At 67.2% G+C, this 18,698-nt stretch carries 19 protein-coding genes; 8 read left to right on the top strand and 11 right to left on the bottom strand.

The annotated features are described in order from the left end of the window. Positions 1-71: 71 nt before the first annotated feature. The 3 genes from ABS88_RS08355 to ABS88_RS08345 all read right to left on the bottom strand — a co-directional run bounded on the left by ABS88_RS08355 (position 72) and on the right by ABS88_RS08345 (position 4,302). Complete coding sequence (locus ABS88_RS08355; RefSeq protein ID WP_076075035.1) at positions 72-1,232, bottom strand: CaiB/BaiF CoA transferase family protein; 1,161 nt, start codon at positions 1,230-1,232, stop codon at positions 72-74. Between the two features lie 20 nt (positions 1,233-1,252). Further along, on the bottom strand, positions 1,253-2,602 hold the full coding sequence (gene gdhA, locus ABS88_RS08350) for an NADP-specific glutamate dehydrogenase (protein ID WP_076075038.1): 1,350 nt from the start codon (positions 2,600-2,602) through the stop codon (positions 1,253-1,255). 509 nt (positions 2,603-3,111) lie between these two features. Then, positions 3,112-4,302, bottom strand: a complete 1,191-nt coding sequence (locus ABS88_RS08345) for a type III PLP-dependent enzyme (RefSeq protein ID WP_067109469.1) — start codon at positions 4,300-4,302, stop codon at positions 3,112-3,114. A 190-nt stretch (positions 4,303-4,492) separates the two neighbouring features. Between ABS88_RS08345 and ABS88_RS08340 the strand changes: the two genes are divergently transcribed. Then, entirely contained in the window at positions 4,493-5,257 is a 765-nt protein-coding gene (locus ABS88_RS08340) for a GNAT family N-acetyltransferase (RefSeq protein WP_076075041.1), read from the top strand. Next, complete coding sequence (locus ABS88_RS08335) at positions 5,254-7,011, top strand: hypothetical protein (RefSeq protein WP_286749607.1); 1,758 nt, start codon at positions 5,254-5,256, stop codon at positions 7,009-7,011. The genes ABS88_RS08340 and ABS88_RS08335 overlap by 4 nt, the downstream gene beginning before the upstream one ends. 38 nt (positions 7,012-7,049) lie before the next feature. Here the strand turns inward: ABS88_RS08335 and ABS88_RS08330 are convergent, their stop codons facing one another. Next, positions 7,050-7,268: a helix-turn-helix domain-containing protein gene (locus ABS88_RS08330; protein WP_067109478.1), complete on the bottom strand. Its 219-nt coding sequence runs from the start codon at positions 7,266-7,268 to the stop codon at positions 7,050-7,052. Positions 7,269-7,373: 105 nt separating this feature from the next. Here ABS88_RS08330 and ABS88_RS08325 point away from each other — a divergent pair, with 105 nt between their 5' ends. Continuing rightward, entirely contained in the window at positions 7,374-7,667 is a 294-nt protein-coding gene (locus tag ABS88_RS08325) for a hypothetical protein (RefSeq protein WP_156483058.1), read from the top strand. On the opposite strand, the gene ABS88_RS08320 is transcribed toward ABS88_RS08325, so the two are convergent. From ABS88_RS08320 to ABS88_RS08305, 4 genes are read right to left on the bottom strand one after another with little or no spacing between them, the layout of a single operon-like run. Then, positions 7,660-8,847 (bottom strand): carboxynorspermidine decarboxylase, encoded by a 1,188-nt coding sequence (locus ABS88_RS08320; RefSeq protein ID WP_104959718.1) that lies wholly within the window; start codon positions 8,845-8,847, stop codon positions 7,660-7,662. The two genes, ABS88_RS08325 and ABS88_RS08320, sit on opposite strands and share 8 nt — an antisense overlap. A 16-nt stretch (positions 8,848-8,863) precedes the next feature. Then, a complete protein-coding gene (locus tag ABS88_RS08315; protein WP_067183163.1) occupies positions 8,864-9,214 on the bottom strand; it encodes a DMT family protein in 351 nt (116 codons plus the stop codon). Then, entirely contained in the window at positions 9,211-10,317 is a 1,107-nt protein-coding gene (locus ABS88_RS08310; protein WP_083675067.1) for an alpha/beta fold hydrolase, read from the bottom strand. Before ABS88_RS08310 ends, ABS88_RS08315 begins: the two co-directional genes overlap by 4 nt. 4 nt (positions 10,318-10,321) lie before the next feature. Next, positions 10,322-11,530 (bottom strand): saccharopine dehydrogenase family protein, encoded by a 1,209-nt coding sequence (locus ABS88_RS08305; RefSeq protein WP_076075042.1) that lies wholly within the window; start codon positions 11,528-11,530, stop codon positions 10,322-10,324. Between the two features lie 64 nt (positions 11,531-11,594). Here ABS88_RS08305 and ABS88_RS08300 point away from each other — a divergent pair, with 64 nt between their 5' ends. The 3 genes from ABS88_RS08300 (at position 11,595) to ABS88_RS08290 (ending at position 13,835) form a co-directional block, all read left to right on the top strand. After that, entirely contained in the window at positions 11,595-12,584 is a 990-nt protein-coding gene (locus ABS88_RS08300) for a threonine ammonia-lyase (RefSeq protein WP_067109495.1), read from the top strand. Between the two features lie 79 nt (positions 12,585-12,663). After that, positions 12,664-13,125: a hypothetical protein gene (locus tag ABS88_RS08295; protein WP_234002651.1), complete on the top strand. Its 462-nt coding sequence runs from the start codon at positions 12,664-12,666 to the stop codon at positions 13,123-13,125. A gap of 98 nt (positions 13,126-13,223) precedes the next feature. Beyond that, positions 13,224-13,835, top strand: a complete 612-nt coding sequence (locus tag ABS88_RS08290) for a GNAT family N-acetyltransferase (RefSeq protein ID WP_104959717.1) — start codon at positions 13,224-13,226, stop codon at positions 13,833-13,835. A 137-nt stretch (positions 13,836-13,972) separates the two neighbouring features. Here ABS88_RS08290 and ABS88_RS08285 read toward each other — a convergent pair whose 3' ends face one another. The 3 genes from ABS88_RS08285 to murI form a co-directional block, all read right to left on the bottom strand. Then, positions 13,973-14,662 (bottom strand): nitroreductase, encoded by a 690-nt coding sequence (locus ABS88_RS08285; protein WP_067109501.1) that lies wholly within the window; start codon positions 14,660-14,662, stop codon positions 13,973-13,975. Next, positions 14,659-15,885, bottom strand: coding sequence for a 5-aminolevulinate synthase (hemA, locus tag ABS88_RS08280; protein ID WP_404950414.1), 1,227 nt, complete (start codon positions 15,883-15,885; stop codon positions 14,659-14,661). The genes ABS88_RS08285 and hemA overlap by 4 nt, the downstream gene beginning before the upstream one ends. Before the next feature lie 101 nt (positions 15,886-15,986). Next, the gene (gene murI / locus ABS88_RS08275) at positions 15,987-16,793 is read right to left on the bottom strand and encodes a glutamate racemase (RefSeq protein WP_067109504.1); all 807 of its coding nucleotides are present in this window, start codon (positions 16,791-16,793) and stop codon (positions 15,987-15,989) included. A gap of 162 nt (positions 16,794-16,955) precedes the next feature. Here murI and plsY point away from each other — a divergent pair, with 162 nt between their 5' ends. Both plsY and dprA read left to right on the top strand, forming a co-directional pair. Continuing rightward, positions 16,956-17,576, top strand: coding sequence for a glycerol-3-phosphate 1-O-acyltransferase PlsY (gene plsY, locus ABS88_RS08270; RefSeq protein ID WP_076077781.1), 621 nt, complete (start codon positions 16,956-16,958; stop codon positions 17,574-17,576). After that, the gene (gene dprA / locus ABS88_RS08265) at positions 17,573-18,655 is read left to right on the top strand and encodes a DNA-processing protein DprA (protein WP_199775084.1); all 1,083 of its coding nucleotides are present in this window, start codon (positions 17,573-17,575) and stop codon (positions 18,653-18,655) included. Before plsY ends, dprA begins: the two co-directional genes overlap by 4 nt. Positions 18,656-18,698: the final 43 nt, after the last annotated feature.

Below are 18,698 nucleotides of genomic sequence, written 5' to 3'. Positions count from 1 at the left end.
GCGGGTCACGGCCCGGCCGTCCGGGGCGCGATGCTAGGGCATGCGGCGCGAGATGCAATGGGGCGCGCGCATCAGCCTCTGCGCGCCGCGGCCTCGGCGCGGATCGCCTCTCCATCCTGGTCGATCCGCGGCGCGAACCCCAGTTCGCCGGCCCGCGCGGCGCCATATTTCACCGGCGGCCGCATCTCGACGAAGCCGCCCGCCTCGGGATGCTCGCGGCGGCGGAAAAAGCCGATTGCGGACAGATGCGGATCGTCGCGAACCTCTTCCAGGTCGTGCGCGGCCATCGCCGGGATCGCATTCTCGGCAAAGATGGCGAGCCATTCGGCGGTGGTCTTTGCCGGCGTCCGCCGCGCAATCTCCTCATAGATCAGCGTCATCTGCGTGCCCGCGGCCTTCGCGGCCGTATATTCGGGGCTGGCGAGCATATCCTCGCTGCCGAGCAGTTCCATCAACCGCGCGGTCGATGCGGGCGTATAGGGGACGATGGCGAGATAGCCGTCGGCGGTCGGGAAGGGCTGGCGCGCGGGGTCGAGCTGGCGCGGATAGCCCGCCGGGCCGATTGGCGGGTCGAGTGTCGCGTCGCGCAGATGCTCGGTCAGCATGAAGGCGGTGAAGCATTCGAACATCGGCACTTCGACATGCTGGCCCTCGCCGGTCCGCAGCTTGTGGACCAGCGCGGCGAGGATGGCCTGCGCGCCGAACTGCCCCGCGACCTTGTCGGCGATCAGCGACGGGATATAGCGCGGGCGCGGATTGCCGTCGACGCGCGGCAGCAGGCTGGTGGTCCCGCTCGCGGCCTGGATGACGTCGTCATAGGCCTGTAGATCGGCATAGGGGCCGTCCTGCCCGAACCCGGTGCCGTGGACATAGATGATGTCGGGCTTGATCGCCCTGCAGCTTTCGTAATCGAAGCCGAGCCGCGCGATCGCCTTGCCGCGGATATTGTGGAAGAAGACGTCGGCGGTCGCGATGATGTCGGTCAGCACCGCGGCGTCCTCCGCCTGCTTGAGATCGAGCGCGATCGAGCGCTTGCCGCGGTTCACCGTAAGGTGGATCGACCCCATCGTCGGATCGGGCTTGCCGGTGCCCAGATAGCGCGACACGTCGCCGAGCCCCGGCGTTTCGACCTTGATCACCTCGGCGCCGAGGTCGGCGAGCATCTGCGTCGCATAGGGGCCGAAGATGACGGTGGTCAGATCGACGATCCGGATTCCCTCGAGCATGGCCATCTTCGCCCCCTTTTCGCCGATCAGACGACGCCCAGCGCGCTCATCGCCTCCGCGACGCGCACGAAGCCGGCGATATTCGCGCCCAGCACATAATTGCCGGGGGCGCTATATTCGTCGGCGGTCGCGGCGCAATCGTCGTGGATGCCGCGCATGATCTGCGCGAGGCGCGCTTCGGTCTGCTCGAAGCTCCAGCTGTCGCGCGAGGCGTTCTGCTGCATTTCGAGCGCGGAGGTCGCGACGCCGCCGGCGTTGGCCGCCTTGCCCGGCGCGAACATCACGCCCTGGCCGTGGAACAGGTCGACCGCATCGGGGGTGGAGGGCATGTTGGCGCCTTCGCCGACCACCTCGACGCCGTTCTTGATCAGCGTCGTCGCGTCCTTGCCGGTCAGTTCGTTCTGCGTCGCGCAGGGCAAGGCGATCTGGCACGGGACGTCCCAGATCGATCCGCCTTCGATATAGCGGGCGCCCGGCCCCTTGAGCTCGACATAGGTCGACAGGCGGGCGCGGCGGACCTCCTTGATCTCGCGCAACAGGGCGAGGTCGATCCCCTCTTCGTCGACGATATAGCCGTTCGAATCGGAGCAGGCGACGACGGTCCCGCCGAACTGGCGGACCTTGTCGATCGCATAAATGGCGACATTGCCCGACCCCGACACGACGACGCGCTTGCCGTCGAGCGACTGGTCCCTGGTCGCGAGCATCTGCTGGACGAAATAGACGAGGCCGAAGCCCGTCGCCTCGGTCCGCGCGCGCGACCCGCCATAGGCGAGCCCCTTGCCGGTCAGGACGCCGGCCTCGTAGCGGTTGGTCAGCCGCTTGTACTGGCCGAACATATAGCCGATCTCGCGCCCGCCGACGCCGATGTCGCCCGCGGGAACGTCGGTATATTCGCCGAGGTGGCGGTGCAGTTCGAGCATGAAGGCCTGACAGAAGCGCATGATCTCCCGATCCGAGCGGCCGCGCGGGTTGAAGTCCGACCCGCCCTTGCCGCCGCCGATCGGCATGCCGGTCAGTGCGTTCTTGAAGATCTGTTCGAAGCCCAGGAACTTGATGATGCCGAGATTGACCGACGGGTGAAAGCGGATGCCGCCCTTGTAAGGGCCGAGCGCCGAATTGAACTGGACGCGAAAGCCGCGGTTGATCTGGACCTGGCCGTCATCGTCGATCCACGGAACGCGAAAGATGATCTGCCGTTCGGGTTCGCAGATGCGTTCGATCAACGCGTGGTCGGCATAGTCGGGATGTTTCGCGACGACGCGGCCCAAGCTTTCCAATACCTCTTTAACCGCCTGGTGAAACTCGGCTTCGCCCGCGTTGCGGCGTAATACTTCATCAAGAACCGGCTGCAACTTTTCATCAATCTTGCTCAAAAGAACCTCCCGACAGCATGAATCGAACGTGCCTGTGGACCATGCGAGCCGATGTCGCAAGCTTCGCTTGTGCCGCGAAGGGACGAAAGGGCGGAGGTCGGGCGAGCCATCGACGAGGGCGCTTCACCCGCGAACCGCGAAACCGTGCGGCAATCCGGATGGGGCGTAGAGCGGCGTGCCGTAAATCCGCATCACCCTGTTCTGCCGTTCGTGCTGAGCTTGTCGAAGCACCGCTCTTCTTCTTGCGGCGCCAAAAGAAAGAACGGCCCCCTTCGACTGCCTTGCAGGCGCTCAGGACAGGCTTCGACAAGCTCAGCGCCTGCCCCCGCGAAAGCGGGGGGCAAACGGTTCAGATTTAATGCTCGATGCTCCAATCACTCTGGATTGCTTCGCTGCGCCCGCATGACGAAGCGGGTCCGCCATTCCATCGAACTCCGGCACCGCCAAAAGAAAAGGGCCGGCTCGCACATTGGCGAACCGGCCCTGCAACTATCGGCGCGGCAAAGCGATCAGAACAGCTTCGTCACTGTCGCCGTGCGGCGTTCGGGTTCGACCTCGCCGGTGTAGAGGCTGGTCATCGGCTCGTCGCTGACGACGTGGATTTCCTCGGCTCCGAAACCGTTGAACTTCGTCCGCATCGCGCAGCCATAGGCGCCGAGCATGCCGATCTCGATGAAATCGCCCGGCTTGACGTCGGCGGGCAGGTAGAAGGGTCCCGCCATATGGTCGAGGTCGTCGCAGGTCGGCCCATAGAAGCTGAATGCCGCCAGTTCCTCGCTCGCCGTATCGCGCAGCAGCGTGACCGGAAAGCGCCAGCCGACATGCGCGGCGTCGAACAGCGCGCCATAGGCGCCGTCGTTGATGTAGAGCTCGTCGCCGCGGCGCTTTTCGACCCGCACGATCAGCGAGCTGTATTCGGCGGACAGCGCGCGACCGGGCTCGCACCACAGTTCGGCCGAATAGCTGATCGGCAGGCTTTCGAAGCTGCGGTGGATCGTGTCGAAATAGGCATCGAGCGGGGGCGGCTCCATGCCGGGATAGCTCGACGGGAAGCCGCCGCCGACATCGACGATGTCGACGGTGACCGACGCCGCGACGATCGCGGCGCGGACGCGCTCCATCGCCTGCGCATAGGCGTGCGGGGTCATCGCCTGGCTGCCGACATGGAAGCAGATGCCGAGCGCGTCGGCGGCCTGACGGGTCGCCATCAGCAGTTCGGCGACCTCGTCGGGCTCGGCGCCGAACTTGGCGGCGAGGCTCAGCTTTGAATGGTCGGACGATACGCGCAGGCGCACGAGCAGGTTGAGGTCGGCCGCGTTTCGGGTCGCGCGGACGATCTTCTCAAGCTCTTCCATCGTGTCGAGCGAGAAGGTGCGGACGCCGTGCTGCCAATAGGCTTCGGCGATCGCTTCCTCGGCCTTCACCGGGTGCATGAAGCAGAGCGTCGCCCGCGGCAGGGTGCGCGCCACCAGCCGCACCTCGGCGATCGAGGCGACGTCATAGTGGGTGACACCCGAATCCCACAGCAGGCGCAGCAGGTCGGGCGACGGATTCGCCTTGACCGCATACATGGTCGTGCCGGGAAATCGCTCGATGAAAAACCGCGCCGCACGCCGCGCGGCGTGCGGGCGGACAAGCGTGACAGGTTCGATCGGCGAAAGTGCCTGAATCAGCCCGTGGGCGCTATGATGCTGGTGCAACTCAAGGGACCCCCAAAAAATAAGTTAAACGACAAGAGCTGCCTTGCGGTTATTGGAAGTCCCCATGGGGCAGCGGAGGGCGCATATATGGTCGGGGGACCCCCATGTAAAGAGCGAATCCGGCTTGCCATGCGACGGGGCGGCCCGCAGTAACGCTATGCGGTTTAGCGAAGGAAGCGGGGTAGACGCCGTGACGGAAGGTTCGACGCAGGCGAAGGGAGCGCCGCCGGAATTGCGGGCGGTCGAGCTGTCGCGCGAAACGGCGGCGCGCCGCCACGCGCTGATGGAGGCCTATGCCCACGACGTTTATATTCCCGCTTTCCCCGATGCGGTGATCCGCGAGGATCCGCGCTATTGGGTCGATCTGCTCGACGCCGCCGAGCCGCCGCCTCCGCCGCAGCCGCGAATCGAGGTCGTGCTGTTGCTCGACGCGGAGGACCATCCGGTGGCGGGCGTGACGATCGAATATTATCGCGCCGCCCGGATCGGTCTGCTCACCTATATCGCGGTCGCGGAGGGCGCGCGCGGCAAGGGAATCGGGCGTCGCCTGATCGCCGCGGCGCGCGCCTGGCTTGACCGGACCGCCGACGCCGCGACGCCGATGCTGGCGGAGACCGAACGCTATCAGGACGCGCATGACGATGCCGAGCGGGGCGAGACCGACCTTCGGCAGAAAAGGCTCGCGGGGCTCGGCGCGCGCATGCTCGATTTCGATTATGTGATGCCGCCGCTGCGCCCCGAACTGCCGCCCTATCGGCTGCACCTGATGTGTTTCCTGCGCGACGGTGAGGTGCGGGACAGCCTGCGCGCGCCGCAGGTCGCGGCCTTCCTGCGCGAACTGGCGGCAGCGCTCGGCGCCGACCTGGCGGCGCATGCCGACACGGCGGACATGATGGCGGCGCTGGAGACGCGCGACACCCTGCACCTGCTGCCGCTTCCGAGGGCGAAGGGATGACGGTGGCAATGCCGCGTTACGCCGAATGCCCGGTGTTCCCCGACATCGCCGATTTCGCGCTGACCTTTCTGTTCGAACTGCCGGTGCGGATCGGCGAAAGCGGCCATCCGGCGGCTTTCCGCCTCGAATCGATCCACCGCGCGATCGAACCGGACGACGAATCCGATTCGCGCTTCCCGGCCTATGATGCGCTGGTCGAGCCTGTCCGTTCCTATCTGGACGATGTGACCAACGGCGGGCCGGGCCGCGGCGGCCGGCCTCTGATCTTCCTGGCCCAGCCCGAAAAGATCGAAGACGACCGCCGCCGCCTGACGCTTCATTGCCCCGCCCAGTGGCGATACCGTTCCGAGGGGCGCACGATGGAGATGACGAGCGCCTGCGGCGGCGCGAAGACGATCGCGCTGCGCTATCGCGACGCCTTCTGTCTGTTCGAAAGCGGGCGGCTTTTCTATTGCTTCAGCATGTTTCCCGAGGCCGACGGCAGCGGCAAGGGGGTCGACGAATATACGCTGATCGCGATGCAGCGGCTTGCGGCGGCAAAGCCGGATCAGCAGGTGGTCAAGGGATGGCGTTTCGCTCTCGACGGCGAATCGCCTGTTTCGCTGACCGACATGGCGACGGCGCGCCTCGCGATGCTCGCCGCCGACGACAGCGCGACGCACAATGGGCTGCGCCGCTATCTGCAACGCGCGCTGGGACTGAAGCCGCCCTTCGAGGTCGGTCCGCGCGCGGTGCGCAACCTGTTGATTTCGATCGAGGACGAACGGCTGCTCGGCATCGCCTCCTTTTCGGACGCGTTGCAGGAGGATTTTGCGCTGACCGACGAGGCGCGCGAGGCGGCGGCCGAACTGGCGGCGCGGCGCGCGGCGTGCCTCGCGGGTGCGCAGCCGCACTATCCGGCCGAAAATCCGGACGAACTATTGCCCTTTCTGGCGCTGTCGGGCGTGCTGCAATCGGTGGTCGATTTCCCCTTTCAGGACCCGGCCGAACTTTATGATTCGACGCGTCCGGCGATCCGCGGCGAAAGCTTCTTCAACTATGCGCACCCGCGCTATCATATCGAGATCAGCGAGGATTCGCGCTCGATGCACGACGCGCGGCTCGCGCTCGGCAACTGCCCCTATCTGACGCTGATGTGGCTCGTCGCCGTGCACGACGAACTGATGGTGACCGAGATCGAGGAGGCGATCGACGTCCTCATCTATGGCAATGACGAAGCCGAACTGATCGCAGAGCCGCTGCGCCCGCTGGCGCAGGCCGTCCGTGCCATCACCTTGCCCTGGCGCTCGCCGATCCGCGAATTGCGCCGCAATCTGGAGGCGCGCTTCGATCTGTTCCGGCGCTATTCGATCAACCAGTCGAGCCATCTGTTCCGCTATGAAAAGGAACGCGAGGCTCTGGCGGCGGTCGAGGCGGGGATGGGCAATCGCGACCGTTACGAGCGGGCGCACCGGATGATCGACCGCATCGAGGGGCTGGTCGAGGACATGCATGCGGTCAACGGCGCCTACAACAGCGCGCGGACCGGGCGCATGGTGATGTTCATCACCCTGCTCGGGCTCATCAATTTCTACGACCAGCTGACCAGTGGGCTGGTCAGCATCTTCCGGATGGAATTGCTGGGGCAGGCGGCGTTCGTCCTGCTGCTGATCGTGCTGCTGCTGCTGTCCTTCCCCTCCGAAGTCACGGCGTTTCCGCGTCGCGTCTGGCAAGGCGCGACGCGGCTGCTGCGGCCGCGCGACCGGATGGGGTAGGCGCGCTCAGCCGAGGCGCGTCCTGACGGGATCGCCGGTCATGCGTCCGGTCCGGCGCTCACCAGATCCACATGGGACACGCCGAGCGCCATCGCCAGTTCATAGAGGCTGACGATGGTCGGGTTTCGCTTTCCCTGCTCGAGCCCGCTCAGATATTGCTGGCTGAAACCGCTCCGCTCCGCAAGTTGCTCCTGCGTGAGTCCGGCGGCCAGCCTCGCTCGCCGCACATTCTCTCCAACGACGCGCCGCATATCCATGCGGTCCCTGTTGACCTTCAATCGCCGACGGGTTTATCAACTATATTATGTATAGAGGACCAGATAAGGGACGATGGACGGCGATCGGGTGGGGAAGGGATGGCGGTGAGTGACGGTTATGGGCGCCATGCGCCGACTTTCCTGTTCCGGCTGTGGCGCCCCATGTCGTGGCCGCGCCGGATCCGGCGGGCTTTCCTTCTCCTGCTGCCGCTGGCGCTGCCGATTTGGGCGCTGCTGAACCTCGCGAGCGTGTCCGGTGCCTTTCTGCGGGCTCTCGGCAGACTGATGGGCAAATATTGGAACGGTCCGCAGCGCCGTTATCGTCGCTACGGCAGCTATTACGGCCATGTCCGCGACCGGCGTCGCGGATCGTCCCGTTCTGCCGATGACGTCAGCTGAGGCGCGTCCTGAAATCCTCATAGCCGAAGCGGCGGATTTCCTTCAGTTCGTCGGTCTCGCTGTCCCATAGCCAGATCGAGGGCAGGGGGACGCCGTTGAAGCTGTTGGTCTTGACCATCGAATAATGCGCCTGGTCGAGGAAGGCGAAGCGCCCGCCGATGCGCGCGCCGCCGGGCAGGCGATAGTCGCCGATCACGTCGCCGGCGAGGCACGAGGGGCCGCCGAGCCGCACCACGGCGCCGGTGGTGTCCTCGCCCAGCATCGCCGGGCGATAGGGCGCCTCGATTACGTCGGGCATGTGACAGGTGGCGCTGACGTCGGTGATGCCGATCGGCATGCCGTTGTCGAACAGGTCGAGGATCTCGCCGACGAGGATTCCGGCATCGAGCGCGACCGCTTCGCCGGGCTCGATCATCACGTCGCAGTCGGTCGCCGCGCGCACCCGTTTCAGGAAGGCGATCAGGTCGTCGATCTGATAGTCGGCGCGCGTGACGTGGTGTCCGCCGCCGAAATTGATCCAGCGGAGCTGGCGGACGAAGGGATGCAGCATCGGCTGCACCGCCGCCCATGTCCGTTCGAGCGGCGGAAAATCCTGCTCGCACAGCGTGTGCATGTGGATGCCGTCGACCCCCTGCATATGCTCGGGCAAAAGCTGGCTGACCGGGAAGCCGAGCCGGCTGCACGGCGCCGCCGGATCATATTTCGCCACCTCGCCCTCGCTGTGCATCGGGTTGATGCGCAGGCCGATATCGAACTGCTCGCCCTCCGCGCGCAGGCGGTCGAGCAGCGGGCGGAAGCGCGCGATCTGTCCCGGCGAATTGAAGATCAGATGGTCGGAGAGCCGCGCGATCTCGGGCAGTTCGCTCTCCTTGTAGCCGGCGCAATAGGTCGCGACCTCGCTGTGCTTGCCGGGGGCGGCATATTCCTCGCGTCCCAGCTTCGCCTCGTAGAGGCCGGAGGCGCAGACGCCGTCGAGATATTCGGCGACGACCGGCCCGAGCGACCACATCGAAAAGGCCTTGAGCGCGGCGAGCACGCGCGCGCCCGACGCATCGCCGATATGGCGCAGCACCGCCAGGTTGGCGCGGACCTTCGCCGCGTCGACGACGAAGGCGGGCGTCGGGACGCGGCTGAGGTCGAAGCGGGCAAAGGCTCCGGGGTCGCCGGCTCTGGTTTCCATGATGCAATCGATCCTGTCAGGCCGCGATCGGCCCCCTGAAGATGAAGAAGGCGCCGGCCGCGATCAAGGCGAAGCCGACCAGATGGTTGTAGCTGAGCTTTTCGCCAAGCCAGAAGGTCGCGAAGCCGGCGAAGACGATCAGCGTGATCACCTCCTGCATCGTCTTCAGCTCGGCGGTCGAATAGACCGAATGGCCGATGCGGTTCGCCGGCACCGCCAGGCAATATTCGAAGAAGGCGATGCCCCACGCCAGCAGCACCGCGAGCCACACCGGGCGCGACAGGTCGCCGAGGTGGCCGTACCAGGCAAAGGTCATGAAGATGTTCGATGCGAACAGCAGGCCGATCGGCAGCAGATAGGCGGTCATGGACGGTCCTTGGTCAGCGGCAGCACGTCGCGAAGCAGCGCGGCGAAAAAGAGCCCCGGCTCCTCGACCATCGGCATATGCGCCGAATGCTCGAACCAGACGAGTGTCTTCGACGGCGCCCGGGCCTTTGCGAACCAGGCGGCCGCGACGGGCGACGGGACGGTATAGTCGTGGCGCCCGAGAAGGAAGACGATCGGAATGTCGATCGCCCGCGCCTGCGCGAAGCTGACATCGGCGAGCCGTGGCCACAAGGTCGTGACCGTGAACGCGCTGCCCTTGCCCCACGCTTGCCGGTCGGCCTCCGTATATTCGGGCGACAGCCGCGGCTGCTCGAAATAGAGCGTCGTCGCGGGTGGGCGATTGTAGAGCAGCGAGCCATAGGGCATCGCATATTTGCGCCAGCCGTCCGCCTGTTCGATCGTGAACGGCCCCGACGAAGGATAGGGGGCGAGTGCGTCGATAGCTGCGACCGCCGCGCGGTCGCCCGCCGCGAGCGCTTTGGCGCGCGTCCACGCCATGCCCACCTTTTCGCCCTCGCGAAAGTCGATGCCCTGGCCGACGCCGACATAGGCGTGGAGCAGGTCGGGACGTTCGAGCGCGACCGCGAGCCCGACGAACGAGCCCCAGCTATGCCCCATCAGCACGACCTTGCGCTGGCCGTAGCGCTTTTGCAGCAATTCGATCAGTTCGATCGCATCGTCGCGATAGCGGTCGAGCGTCATCGTCGGCGCCAGCGTCGCGGGGTCGTTCAGCGGATAGGAACGCCCGGCGCCGCGCTGATCGTACTGGACGACCGTAAAGACGTCCTCCCACGGCCGCTGGAAGGCCCAGGCGAAGGGCATCTCGACCGCGCCCGGACCGCCGTGGACGAAAAGCAGGATCGGATTGTCGCGGTCCGCACCGCGCACGTTCACCACCTGCTTCGCGCCGCCGAGCGTCGCGACGAAGGTCTCCTGCACGCCGTTCGGCGTCACGATCCGGTTGAGGTCGGCGACGATCGCGCGCGCGGGCGCATAGGCGTCGTCGCCCTGCGCCTGCGCCGGTGCGGTGACGAGGACGGCGGCAAAGGCTGCCGCGACGAATCCCAGCAGCGACTTCATCATGGCCTCAGAACTCCAGCGGCGCATCCAGTTCCTTCACCTGCCACGGCAGGCCGTGCCTGTTCAGCATGTCCATGAAGGGATCGGGGTCCATCTGCTCGATGTTGAACACGCCCTTTCCGGACCAGGTGCCCGTCACCATCATCGCGGTGCCGATCATCGCCGGGACGCCGGTCGTGTAGCTGACCGCCTGGTTGCCCGTCTCGGCATAGGCGTCCTCATGGTCGCAGATATTGTAGAGATAGAGAGTCTTTTCCTTGCCGTCGCGGCCGAGGCCGGTCGCGATGACGCCGATGTTGGTCTTGCCCTTGGTCGTCTCGCCCAGGCTCGACGGTTCGGGGAGCACCGCCTTCAGGAATTGCAGCGGGACGATCTCGCGCCCTTCGTAGATCACCGGGTCGATGCGCGTCATGCCGACGTTCTGGAGCACGGTCAGATGCTGGATATAGGCGTCGCCGAAGGTCATCCAGAAACGGATGCGCCCGATCTCCGGCAGGTGCGTCTTCAGGCTTTCGATTTCCTCGTGGTACATCAAGTACATGGTCTTCGGCCCGACGCCTTCGAAGTCGAAGTTCTGCTTGACCGACATCGGCGGCGTTTCGACCCAGTCGCCGTTTTCCCAGTGGCGCGCGACCGCGGTCACCTCGCGGATATTGATCTCGGGATTGAAATTGGTCGCGAAATGCTGGCCGTGATCGCCGCCGTTGCAGTCGAGGATGTCGAGCGTGTCGATGCGCTCGAAATGATGCTTCTTCAGCCAGGTGGTGAAGACGCTCGTCACGCCGGGATCGAAACCCGAACCGAGCAGCGCCATCAGTCCGGCGTCCTTGAAGCGGTCCTGATAGGCCCATTGCCAGTGATATTCGAACTTCGCTTCGTCGCGCGGTTCGTAATTGGCGGTATCGAGATAATGCGCGCCGGTCTTCAGGCACGCCTCCATGATCGTGAGGTCCTGGTAGGGAAGCGCGAGGTTGACGACATGCGTCGCACCGACCTGACGGATCAGCGTCGCGGTCGCGTCGATGTCGTCGGCGTCGACCTCCGCCGTTGCGATCGTCACCCCGGTGCGCGCCTTCACCGACTCGGCGATCGCGTCGCACTTGAACTTGCGGCGGCTCGCCAGCGTGATGGACGGGAAGATGTCGGCGTTCATCGCCATCTTGTGCACCGCGACCGAACCGACGCCGCCGGCGCCGATCACCAGAACCTTGCTCATCGAAAAATCTCCTGCGCGGCGTGTCGCCGCTTGTCATCCATGCCGCGCCCTATAGGACGAAGCCATGACACAGCAAAGCCCCGATCCCCTGCGCGACCCCGCGCGCGCGCCGACGCTCGCTGGCGTCGAGCGCGCCGCGGCGAAGGTCGCCGCCATCCTGCCGCCGACCCCGCTGTTGCCGCTGGAGGTCGACGGCGCGACGCTCTGGTGCAAGGCCGAATGCCTCCAGCCGGTGGGCGCCTTCAAGATTCGCGGCGCGTGGCACCGGCTGAGCGACCTGACTCCGGAAGAGGCGGCGGCCGGCGTCGTCGGCGTGTCGAGCGGCAACCATGCGCAGGGCGTTGCCTGGGCGGCGAAACGGCTGGGGATCAGGGCGACGATCGTCATGCCGGGCAATGCGCCGCAGATGAAGCTGGCGGCGACGCGCGCGCTGGGGGCGGAGGTCGTGCTCTATGACCGCGTCACCGAATCGCGCGACGCGGTGGCGGCGGCGCTGATCGCTGAGCGCGGGGGAACGCTGGTGCACGCCTATGGCGACCCGTGGATCATCGAGGGGCAGGGGAGCGCCGGGATCGAGGCGACCGCGCAGATGCGGGCGCGCGGCATCGCCGGGCCCGACACGGTCGTCGCCTGCTGCGGCGGGGGCGGATTGTCGGCCGGGCTCGCGCTGGCCTGCGGCGACGCGGATATTTTCGCCGTGGAGCCCGAAGGGTGGGACGATGTGACGCGCAGCCTGGCCGCCGGCGAAATCCTGTCGGTCGCGGACATGAGCTATCCGACCGAATGCGATGCGCTCCAGACGCCCGAGACATGGCCGATCAATTTCGCGGTGTTGCAGGCGCGCGGCGTGCGCGGAGTCGTGGTCACGCGCGAAGAGGTGCGCCACGCGATGCGCGTCGCCTTCGAAAAGCTGCACCTTGTCGTCGAACCCGGCGGTGCGGCGGCGCTGGCCGCGGTGCTCGCGGGCAAGGTGACGCCGGGCGCGGCAACGCTGATCACGCTGTCGGGCGGCAATGTCGATCCGCAGAAATATGCGGAGATACTGGCGGGCTGACGGACCTTCCAAAGGCCGGCAGCGCATCCCGGGCGGAAACTTATGCCGCGCGATGCGTTGCGCCGGTGGAAGGAGACGCATGATGAAGATGAGCCTGATCCTCGCGGCCCCGGTGGCGCTGGCGCTGCTCGCCGGCTGCGAAAAGGCGGAGGCGCCGGCCCCGGCGCCTACCGACACCACCGAGGTCCCGGTCGAAACCGTGCCGCCCGTCGATACCGCGGCGCCCGATGCAGGGACCGATCCGGCGACCGCGTCGCACCGCTTCGCAAGCTGGGCGGGCAAATGGACCGGGGTCGAGGGCATGTATGTGACGATCGCCCCGGCTGCCGAGCCCGGCAAATACAAGCTGGAGATGCAGTCCGACCTCGACACCAGGGGGACCTATGACGGGCAGGACAGCGAGCATGGCATCCAGTTCCGGCGCGGCGGCGAGCAACTGTCGCTCCATCGCGGCAACGGCGACGAAACCGGGCTCAAATATCTGGCCGGCAAGCAGCAATGCCTGATCGTCAAGCAGGGCGAGGGCTATTGTCGCGATTGAGATGCCGCGGCGAGCATCGATACCCCCGGCGAGGAGCGAAGCGACGCGGCAATCCGGAGCTTGCATAAACCGCTCCGGATTGCTTCGCTTCGCTCGCAATGACGAATCGTGCAAACCGGACGGACCAAATCCTCGAGGCATGCGACGACGATCGGCCTGCCCTGGTCGAAACGCTGGCGCAGGCGTTTCAGACCGATCCCGCCCTGTCGTGGATATTGCCCGAACCCGACGGCCGCGCCCGCGCGTTGCGCGGCCTGTTCCGCGCCCTCGTTCCCGCCGACATGCGTGCGGGCGTGGCGTTGCGCGGGGCGGACGACGAATCGGCTTCGTTGTGGCGGGCGCCGGGCCGTGCTCACAGCGGCAGCCTCGAATTTCTGCGCACCGTGCTTCCGCTCGTCGCGGCCTTCGGCGCGACGCTGCCGCGCGGTCTGAAGGTGCAGGGAAGCATCGACGCGCACCGGCCGCCGGGGCGCTTCTGGTATCTCCATTATGTCGGCGTGCGTCCCGCGCATCAGGGAAAGGGGCACGGCGGGCGGATCATCCGCGCGCAGACCGCGAGGGCCGATGCCGAAAGGCTGCCCTGCTGGCTGGAAACCGCGACGCCGCACAACGTGCCGCTTTACGAGCGGCTGGGGTTCGTCGCGCAGGTCGAATGGGACGTGCCCGGCGGCGGACCGCATTTCTGGGGAATGATGCGCCCGGCGGCCTGAGCGTCGTTTCGGCTTGAGAAGCCGAGTGCACCCGCGCAGGCGGGAAGCCAGAGTGGGAAGAGCCAAAATTGGCGCTACATCGCTCCGGGTCCCCGCCTGCGCGGGGACTCGGCATGGTTCATCCAAACATGAACGCCCTAGTCGTCGAAGCCGACGAAGCGGACGGCCTCGTCGACGCTCTTGCGGTTCGACACGACGGCGTTGGCGGGGAACGTCTCGTCGGGCCAGCCCATGGCGACGCAGATCATGATGACCTGATCGTCGGGGATATGCGCATGCTCGCGCACCACGGGGCTTTGCATGATCCCCTGGCTGTTGATGACGCAGCCCAGCCCGCGCGACCATGCCGCGTTGACCAGCGCATTGGTCACCGCCCCGCAGTCGAAGGGGGCGATGTCGCTGCCGAGTAGCGCGCGATCATAGGTGACGACGATGCTCACCGGCGCGTCGAACTGCCGGAAACCGCGCAGCACCCAGTCCTGCCGCGCGTCCCGATCGTCGCGCGCGATTCCCATCGCGCCGAACAATTGCTTGGCGATTTCGATCTGGCGCGTTCGGTGCGCGTCGACGACCCGGTCGAAGCGGCGGAATTCGCGGCTGTCGGGCTTGCCGGCCAAGATGCCCTCGCTATTGCCGCGGCGGATCGCGTCGAGCGGTGCGCCGGTGACGACCGAGAAATTCCAGCACTGGTTGTTGAAGGAGGAGGGCGCGCGCATCGCGACCTCGATGATCTCGGCGATCAGCGCGCGCGGAACCGGCTTGTCGAGGAAGCCGCGGATCGACCGGCGACCGCGGACCACCTCGTCATAGGGCAATGCGCCCGTCACGCCGCCTTCTGGAATTCCAGTTCGAGCCGATCCCAGATTTCGACCAGCGCCGTGGTCAGGTCGCGCATCATCGCCTCGTCGTGCGTCGGGCCGGGCGTGAAGCGCAGCCGTTCGGTGCCGCGCGGCACGGTCGGGAAATTGATCGGCTGGACGTAGACGCCATATTCGGCGAGCAATATGTCGCTGATCTTCTTGGCGCGCACCGGGTCGCCGACCATCAGCGGCACGATGTGCGTCGTCGAATCCATCACCGGCAGGCCCGCGTCGCGGAAGCTCTGCTTGAGATAGGCCGCCGCCGCCTGCTGCGCGTCGCGCTCGACGCTCGACTGCTTGAGGTGGCGGACCGCCGCGAGCACTCCGGCGACCAGTACCGGCGACAGGCTGGTGGTGAAGATGAAGCCGGGCGCATAGCTGCGGATGACGTCGATGATATTCCGGTCGGCGGCGATATAGCCGCCCATCACGCCGAACGCCTTGCCGAGCGTGCCTTCGATGATGTCGACACGGGAAGCGCACTCGTCGCGGTCGGTGATGCCGCCGCCGCGCGGGCCGTACATGCCGACCGCGTGGACCTCGTCGCAATAGGTGAGCGCGTTATATTTCTCTGCGAGGTCGCAGATCGCGTGGATCGGCGCGATGTCGCCGTCCATCGAATAGACGCTTTCGAACGCGATGACCTTGGCCGCCTGCGGATCGTCGGCGGCGAGCAGTTCCTCGAGATGATCGAGGTCGTTGTGGCGCCACACGCGCTTTTCGCAGCCCGAATTGCGGATGCCCGCGATCATCGAGGCGTGATTGAGCTCGTCCGAATAGATGATGCAGCCCGGCAGCAGCTTGCCCAGCGTGCCGAGCGTCGCCTCGTTCGAGATATAGCCCGAGGTGAAGAGCAGCGCGCCTTCCTTGCCGTGCAGGTCGGCGAGTTCGGCCTCCAGATCGATATGATAATGGGTGTTGCCCGCGATGTTGCGCGTACCGCCGGCGCCCGCGCCGACGTCGTGCAGCGCTTCCTCCATCGCGGCGACGACCTTCGGGTGCTGGCCCATCGACAGATAGTCGTTCGAGCACCAGACGGTGATTGGCTTCGGTCCGTTGTGCCCGGCAAAGCAGCGCGCGTTGGGAAAGGCGCCCTTGTTACGCAGGATGTCGATGAAGACGCGGTAGCGGCCTTCCTCGTGCAGCCGGTCGATGGCTCGGGCGAAAATATCGTCGTAGTTCACTTGCATGCCCCGCAGCTTCGGGTGCGCCGCCCCCTCCGGCGACGAACGGACGGGGCAATAGCGTCGATTTTCCGCGAAGGCCAGTGCGAACGATTCGCAAGCATGGGTCAAATTGTCTCAGTCCGCCCAATGCCATAGGGGCGCAGCGCGGCGAGCGGCGGCGGCGGAATCGCGTCGCTGCGGGTGAAGGCGGCAAGGCCCGGAGATGCGGTGATGGGCCAGTCCTGCCCCGCGGTCAGCTGGGCGACGCGCCGCGCGATGCCCGCCGCGCCGTCGATCAACTGCACGCCGGGGCCCGCCGCGGTTTGCAGCTCATCGAGCAGCAGCGGGAAATGGGTGCAGGCGAGCACGATGACGTCCATCGCATCGCCGCCGGGTTGATCGGTCAGGCCCGCGATCGCGCGCGCCACCACCGCCGGGTCGACCGTCTCGCCGCGCAGCCGCGCTTCCGCCGCCGTCACCAGTTCGGGGCTGCCGTGGCGCAGCACCGTCTTGCCTGCGGCGAAGCGCGCGCTGAGGTCGTCGACATAGGGCTGGCGCACCGTCGCCTCGGTACCGAGCACGCCGATAACGCCGCTATGGGTCAGCGCGGCGGCGGGCTTGATCGCGGGGACGGTGCCGACGATCGGCAGGTCGAGCGCGGCACGGACATGCGACAGCGCGATCGTGGAGGCCGTGTTGCAGGCGATCACGGCCAGCCGCGGCTGAAAGCGCTCGACGAGCCGACCGAGCAGCGCGGGAACGCGCGCCGCAAGCTCCTCGTCGCTTTTCCGGCCATAGGGCAGGCCGGCATAGTCGGCGGCATAGACGAAGGGCGCGTTCGGCAGCAGGGCGCGCGTCGCGGCGAGCACGGTCAATCCGCCGAGACCGCTGTCGAAGAAGAGGATCGGGGCGTCGAGGGCAGGGGGGGGCATGACCGGCGCCTAGCAGGCGCGCGCGTCGCGCTCAATCGCTTCGCGCCGAACGGCTTTCGCAGGGACGACGTTGGTCCGTTTTGGCAGTCATCCGATCCGAATCCGTTGATCGCCGGGCGCATTGGCTGCACAGTGCGGCCCGGAGAATATTGGGGGACCGAGATGACCGTCTATCTGCTGATCGCCGCAGGCTACCTGCTCGGCTCCATCCCCTTCGGCGTCCTGCTGACGCGCATGTTCGGCGCGGGCGACCTTCGGCGGATCGGGTCGGGCAACATCGGCGCGACCAACGTGCTGCGGACCGGGCGCAAGGGACTCGCGGCGGCGACGCTGCTGCTCGACGGCGCTAAGGGCGCGGTCGCGGTGCTGCTCGCACGCCATTTCGTGCCCGGGCTCGGCGATCATGGCGCGATGATCGCGGGCGCCGCGGCGATGATCGGTCATTGCTACCCCGTCTGGCTGCGCTTTCGCGGCGGCAAGGGGGTGGCGACGCTGCTCGGCGTGGCGCTCGCGCTCGCCTGGCCGATCGGGCTCGTCTTCGCCGCCTTCTGGCTCGGCGCCGTGCTGCTGCTCCGCATCTCGTCGCTCGGCGGCATGGCGGGAGCGGTCGCGGCGCCCGTCGCGGCGCTCGTCCTCGGCTATCCGGTCTATGCCGTCGGGCTGGCCGGGCTGGCGGCGATCCTGCTGTGGCGGCATCGGGAGAATATCGCCCGGCTGCGTGCAGGGACCGAACCCCGCATCGGGGCGGGGAAGGGCGCGCCCGAACCGGACGCGGCCGCGTGACCGATGCCGAACGGCTGGCGCGGCTGCGGCTGATCCGCACGCCGCACGTCGGCCCGGTGAGCTGGCACCAGCTGATGCAGCGCTTCGGGTCGGGCGAAGCCGCACTTGCGGCGCTCCCCGACCTTGCGCTGCGCGGCGGCGGCAAGCCACGCATCGCCCCGGCCGACCTCGCCGAGCGCGAGATCGCCCGCGTTTCGGCGCTCGGCGCGCGCCATGTCTTCAGCGACGAAGCCGATTATTCGCCCTTGCTGCGCGAGGTGGAAAGCGCGCCGCCGGTGCTGATCGTGCGTGGCGACGGCGCAATGCTCCATCGTCCCTGCGTCGCGATCGTCGGTGCGCGCAACGCCTCCGCCGCCGCCTGCCGCTTCGCGCGCCAGCTCGCCGCCGATCTTGCGGCGCGCGGTGTCACCGTGGTCAGCGGGCTGGCGCGCGGGGTCGACACCGCGGCGCATGTCGGCGCGCTGGGCGGCGCGACCGCGGCGGTGATCGCGAGCGGTATCGACATCGCCTTCCCGACGGAGAATGCCGCCTTGCAGGACCGGATCGCGGCCGACCATCTGCTGATGACCGAACAGCCGCCGGGTACCGAACCGCTCGCGCGCCACTTTCCAGCGCGCAACCGGATCATCGCCGGGGTGGCGCAGGGAACGGTGGTGATCGAGGCGGCGCCCCGGTCGGGATCGCTGATCACCGCGCGCCGCGCCGGCGACTATGGACGCGAGGTGATGGCGGTCCCCGGCTCGCCGCTCGACCCGCGCGCGCAAGGGTGCAACCTGCTGATCCGCGAAGGCGCGACGCTGGTCCAGAATGCCGACGACGTGATCGAGGCGCTCGGGCCGATCGACGCCCGCATGACGCGCGCGGCCCCGCGGCTCCGCGATGTCGCATCGACCGGGCCGCAGGTGGCGGAGGGCGACCGCGGCGCCATCGCCAGCCTGCTCGGCGCCACCCCCGTCGCCATCGACGAACTGGTGCGCCAGTCGGGCCGCCCGGCGGCGGCGGTGCAACTCGTGCTGCTCGAACTCGAACTGGCGGGCCGCCTGGAACGCCACGCCGGCGCCCGGGTCAGCGTCGCCTGAGACCGGTGACCTCGGCCGTTAAGCCATGGTTCAGCGCCCCGCC

This window comes from Sphingopyxis sp. SCN 67-31, assembly GCF_001725095.1.
This window is presented reverse-complemented; position numbering and strand designations above follow the sequence as displayed.

What these genes read in the sequence shown, in the direction of transcription:
- ABS88_RS08300 (WP_067109495.1), top strand. Translation starts at nt 11,595, where the DNA reads ATGACACAGCAAAGCCCCGATCCCCTGCGCGACCCCGCGCGCGCGCCG.
- plsY (WP_076077781.1), top strand. Translation starts at nt 16,956, where the DNA reads ATGACCGTCTATCTGCTGATCGCCGCAGGCTACCTGCTCGGCTCCATC.
- ABS88_RS08310 (WP_083675067.1), bottom strand. Translation starts at nt 10,317, where the DNA reads ATGATGAAGTCGCTGCTGGGATTCGTCGCGGCAGCCTTTGCCGCCGTC.
- ABS88_RS08295 (WP_234002651.1), top strand. Translation starts at nt 12,664, where the DNA reads ATGATGAAGATGAGCCTGATCCTCGCGGCCCCGGTGGCGCTGGCGCTG.
- ABS88_RS08315 (WP_067183163.1), bottom strand. Translation starts at nt 9,214, where the DNA reads ATGACCGCCTATCTGCTGCCGATCGGCCTGCTGTTCGCATCGAACATC.
- ABS88_RS08305 (WP_076075042.1), bottom strand. Translation starts at nt 11,530, where the DNA reads ATGAGCAAGGTTCTGGTGATCGGCGCCGGCGGCGTCGGTTCGGTCGCG.
- ABS88_RS08355 (WP_076075035.1), bottom strand. Translation starts at nt 1,232, where the DNA reads ATGGCCATGCTCGAGGGAATCCGGATCGTCGATCTGACCACCGTCATC.
- ABS88_RS08290 (WP_104959717.1), top strand. Translation starts at nt 13,224, where the DNA reads ATGACGAATCGTGCAAACCGGACGGACCAAATCCTCGAGGCATGCGAC.
- ABS88_RS08335 (WP_286749607.1), top strand. Translation starts at nt 5,254, where the DNA reads ATGACGGTGGCAATGCCGCGTTACGCCGAATGCCCGGTGTTCCCCGAC.
- murI (WP_067109504.1), bottom strand. Translation starts at nt 16,793, where the DNA reads ATGCCCCCCCCTGCCCTCGACGCCCCGATCCTCTTCTTCGACAGCGGT.
- ABS88_RS08330 (WP_067109478.1), bottom strand. Translation starts at nt 7,268, where the DNA reads ATGGATATGCGGCGCGTCGTTGGAGAGAATGTGCGGCGAGCGAGGCTG.
- hemA (WP_404950414.1), bottom strand. Translation starts at nt 15,885, where the DNA reads ATGCAAGTGAACTACGACGATATTTTCGCCCGAGCCATCGACCGGCTG.
- ABS88_RS08320 (WP_104959718.1), bottom strand. Translation starts at nt 8,847, where the DNA reads ATGGAAACCAGAGCCGGCGACCCCGGAGCCTTTGCCCGCTTCGACCTC.